Annotated in this window: 4 protein-coding genes; all 4 read left to right on the forward strand. The window is 71.1% G+C overall.

The annotated features are described in order from the left end of the window. Nucleotides 1-977, forward strand: a 977-nt coding sequence (locus CCN33_RS15925) for an NsdA family TPR-like regulatory protein (protein WP_483027244.1), incomplete at its 5' end; no start/stop codon positions are given. A gap of 358 nt (nucleotides 978-1335) precedes the next feature. Next, nucleotides 1336-2676, forward strand: coding sequence for an ammonium transporter (locus tag CCN33_RS15930; RefSeq protein ID WP_086694273.1), 1341 nt, complete (start codon nucleotides 1336-1338; stop codon nucleotides 2674-2676). Beyond that, entirely contained in the window at nucleotides 2673-3011 is a 339-nt protein-coding gene (locus CCN33_RS15935) for a P-II family nitrogen regulator (protein ID WP_086694274.1), read from the forward strand. Before CCN33_RS15930 ends, CCN33_RS15935 begins: the two co-directional genes overlap by 4 nt. Nucleotides 3012-3036: 25 nt before the next feature. Further along, nucleotides 3037-4050, forward strand: a 1014-nt coding sequence (locus tag CCN33_RS15940; RefSeq protein WP_208621770.1) for a [protein-PII] uridylyltransferase family protein, incomplete at its 3' end; no start/stop codon positions are given.

The raw sequence follows: 4050 nt of genomic DNA on the forward strand, positions 1-4050 counted from the left end.
TGCACGAACCCCGCCGGCCCGGCCGGCTCTCCCGCCCCGAGCTGGAGCTGCTGGAGTCCACCACCAAGATGTTCCGCCAGTGGGACGCCCAGTGCGGCGGCGGCCTGCGCCGCAAGGCGGTCGTCGGGCAGCTGCACGAGGTCACCGACCTCCTCCAGGAGCCCCAGCCCGAGACCACCACCCGCAAGCTGTTCAAGGTCGCCGCCGAACTGGCCGAACTCGCCGGCTGGATGTCGTACGACGTGGGACTCCAGCCCACCGCGCAGAAGTACTTCGTGCTCGCCCTGCACGCGGCCAAGGAGGCCGGGGACAAGCCGCTCGGCTCGTACGTGCTCTCCAGCATGAGCCGCCAGATGATCCACCTCGGCCGCCCCGACGACGCCCTCGAACTCATCCATCTCGCCCAGTACGGCAGCCGGGACTGCGCCAGTCCCCGCACCCAGTCCATGCTGTATGCGATGGAGGCCCGCGCCTACGCCAACATGGGCCAGCCCGGCAAGTGCAAGCGGGCCGTCCGCATGGCCGAGGACACCTTCGCCGACGCCGACGACTGGGACGAGCCGGACCCCGACTGGATCAGGTTCTTCTCCCAGGCCGAGCTGCACGGCGAGAACTCGCACTCCTTCCGCGACCTCGCCTACGTCGCCGGCCGCAGCCCCACCTACGCCTCGCTCGCCCAGCCGCTGATGGAGCAGGCCGTCGACCTGTTCGCCAAGGACGGCGAACACCAGCGGTCCTACGCGCTCAACCTGATCGGCATGGCCACCGTGCACCTCCTCCAGCGCGAGCCCGAGCGGGGCAGCGCCTACGCCTCCCAGGCCATGGAGACCGCCCGCAAGGTCCGCTCGGAGCGGGTCAACACCCGCATCCGCAAGACGGTCGGCGCGGCCGTGCGGGACTTCGGAGACCTCTCCGTCGTCGTCGACCTCACCGAACAGCTCGCCGTCGACCTCCCGGAGAGCGCCGACGCGGGCTGAGAAGCCCGCACCACCCCATGCCCCGGCCGCGGCCGGTCCTCCCGAACTGCCCGACTCGGCTCCCCCATGCCAGGTCATCGAGAGGCCGGACGCGGCCGGTTCACGTATGCCCCCACCCGCCTGTCGCTACGGCGAGCCCGGCGCCGGTTGCGCCACGATAACGACCGGTGTGCCCGGCAGCGGGCAGTTCATGGAGGCGTAACACGCCAGGTGCCTTCGTCACCCCCGCGAAACAGCCGGGGGCCCCGGTCGAAACCGCGCTGCGTCAGTCTCTGGCGCATAACCGGCCCACCCCTCACTTGACCGGACCGCCCAGGCACCGCCCGCACGGGGCCGTACAACCGATGAGGAGACGCCGATGGCAGCAGCCATCACGCTTGCCGCGGAGGCACCCAAACTGTCCTCCGCGAACACAGGCTTCATGCTGATCTGTTCCGCCCTGGTGCTGCTCATGACACCGGGCTTGGCCTTCTTCTACGGAGGCATGGTCCGCGTCAAGAGCACCCTCAACATGCTGATGATGAGCTTCATCAGCATCGGGATCGTCACGCTCCTCTGGGTGCTCTACGGCTTCTCCCTGGCCTTCGGCTCCGGCTCCGCCTTCATCGGCTGGAACGCCGACTGGCTCGGACTGAGCAACGTCGGGCTGACGGAACTCTGGCCGGGCTACACCATCCCGGTGTTCGTCTTCATGGTCTTCCAGATGATGTTCGCCATCATCACCCCCGCCCTGATCAGCGGAGCCCTCGCCGACCGGGTCAAGTTCTCGGCCTGGGCCCTCTTCGTCGCCCTGTGGGCCACGGTCGTCTACATCCCGGTCGCCCACTGGGTCTGGGCCTCCGACGGCTGGGCCTTCAAGCTCGGCGTGATCGACTTCGCGGGCGGCACCGCCGTCCACATCAACGCCGGTGCCGCCGCCCTCGGCGTCATCCTGGTCATCGGCAAGCGCGTCGGCTTCAAGAAGGACCCGATGCGCCCGCACAGCCTGCCGCTGGTCATGCTCGGTGCCGGACTGCTGTGGTTCGGCTGGTTCGGCTTCAACGCCGGCTCCTGGCTGGGCAACGACGACGGCGTGGGCGCCCTGATGTTCGTCAACACCCAGGTCGCCACCGCCGCCGCCATGCTGGCCTGGCTCGCCTACGAGAAGATCCGGCACGGCGCCTGCACCACCCTCGGCGCCGCCTCCGGTGCCGTCGCCGGACTCGTCGCCATCACCCCGTCCGGCGGTGCCGTCTCCCCCCTCGGCGCGATCGCCGTCGGCGCCATCGCCGGAGTCGCCTGCGCCGCCGCCGTCGGGCTGAAGTTCAAGTTCGGCTACGACGACTCCCTCGACGTCGTCGGTGTCCACATGGTCGGCGGCATCGTCGGCTCCCTGCTCATCGGCTTCTTCGCCACCGGCAAGGGCCAGTCCGACGCGGCCGGCGTCTTCTACGGCGACCACTCCTTCGACCAGCTCTGGAAGCAGTGCGCCGGCGTCTTCGCCGTCCTCGCCTACTCCCTGCTGGCCTCCGCCGTCCTCGCCTTCCTCCTCGACAAGACCCTCGGCATGCGGGTCCCCGAGGACGAGGAGGTCTCCGGCATCGACCAGTCCCAGCACGCCGAGACCGCGTACGACTTCAGCGGCACCGGCGGCGGAGTCGTCGGCGGCTCCACGGCCCAGGCGCTCGCCGCCGCGAAGAACAAGAAGGTGGACGCATGAGGCTCATCACGGCGGTCGTCAAGCCGCACCGGCTCGACGAGATCAAGGAAGCCCTCCAGGCGTTCGGTGTCCACGGACTCACCGTCACCGAGGCCAGCGGCTACGGCCGCCAGCGCGGGCACACCGAGGTCTACCGGGGCGCCGAGTACACCGTCGACCTCGTTCCCAAGATCCGCATCGAGGTGCTGGCCGAGGACGAGGACGCCGAACAGCTGATCGACGTCCTCGTCAAGGCCGCCCGCACCGGCAAGATCGGGGATGGCAAGGTCTGGTCGCTGCCCGTCGAGACCGCAGTCCGCGTCCGCACCGGCGAGCGCGGCCCGGACGCGCTCTGACACGAGGAAAGACAGGAGTCGCTGGGTGACGCGCACGGACGACCACAAGACCGACGACACGGGACCCAGCGGCTACGCGGCGGCCCGGCTGCACCTCCTCAGCGAGGGGGCGCGGTCCGGGCCGCCGCGCCGTACCGCCCTCGCCGGACTCACCGACGACTGGCTGACCGGCCTCTTCACCGCCGCCGCCCCCACCGCCAAGGGCATCTCCCTCGTCGCCGTCGGCGGCTACGGACGCGGCGAACTCTCCCCCCGCAGCGACCTCGACCTGCTGCTCCTGCACGACGGCAGCGACCCCGCCGCCGTCGCCGCCCTCGCCGACCGGCTCTGGTACCCCGTCTGGGACCTCGGCATCAGCCTCGACCACTCCGTCCGCACCTCCGCCGAGGCCCGGAAGACCGCCGGCGAGGACCTCAAGGTCCAGCTCGGCCTCCTCGACGCCCGCCACCTCGCCGGCGACCTCGGCCTCACCGCCGGACTGCGTACCGCGATCCTCGCCGACTGGCGCAACCAGGCGCCCAGACGCCTCCCCGAACTCCAGGAACTCTGCGCCGAACGCGCCGAACGCCACGGCGAACTCCGCTTCCTCCTCGAACCCGACCTCAAGGAGGCCCGCGGCGGACTCCGCGACGCCACCGCCCTGCGGGCCGTCGCCGCCTCCTGGCTCGCCGACGCACCCCGCGAGGGCCTCGACGACGCCCGCCGCCGCCTCCTCGACGCCCGCGACGCCCTCCACCTCGTCACCGGCCGCGCCACCGACCGCCTCGCCCTGCAGGAACAGGACCAGGTCGCCGCCGAACTCGGCCTCCTCGACGCCGACACCCTGCTCCGCCAGGTCTACGAGGCCGCCCGGGTGATCTCGTACGCCGGTGACGTCACCTGGCGCGAGGTCAACCGCGTCCTGCGGGCCCGCGCCGTACGACCCCGGCTGCGCGCCATGCTTGGCGGAAAACCCGTCGCCGAACGCACACCCCTCGCCGAAGGCGTCGTCGAGCAGGACGGCGAGGCCGTCCTGCTCGACGACGCCTTCGGCGAGGGG

The sequence above is a fragment of the Streptomyces recifensis genome (genome assembly GCF_002154615.1).
In the GTDB taxonomy this organism is placed as follows: domain Bacteria; phylum Actinomycetota; class Actinomycetes; order Streptomycetales; family Streptomycetaceae; genus Streptomyces; species Streptomyces griseoluteus.

Coding starts and splice junctions, on each gene's coding strand:
- CCN33_RS15935 (WP_086694274.1), top strand. CDS start 2,673: ATGAGGCTCATCACGGCGGTCGTCAAGCCGCACCGGCTCGACGAGATC.
- CCN33_RS15930 (WP_086694273.1), top strand. CDS start 1,336: ATGGCAGCAGCCATCACGCTTGCCGCGGAGGCACCCAAACTGTCCTCC.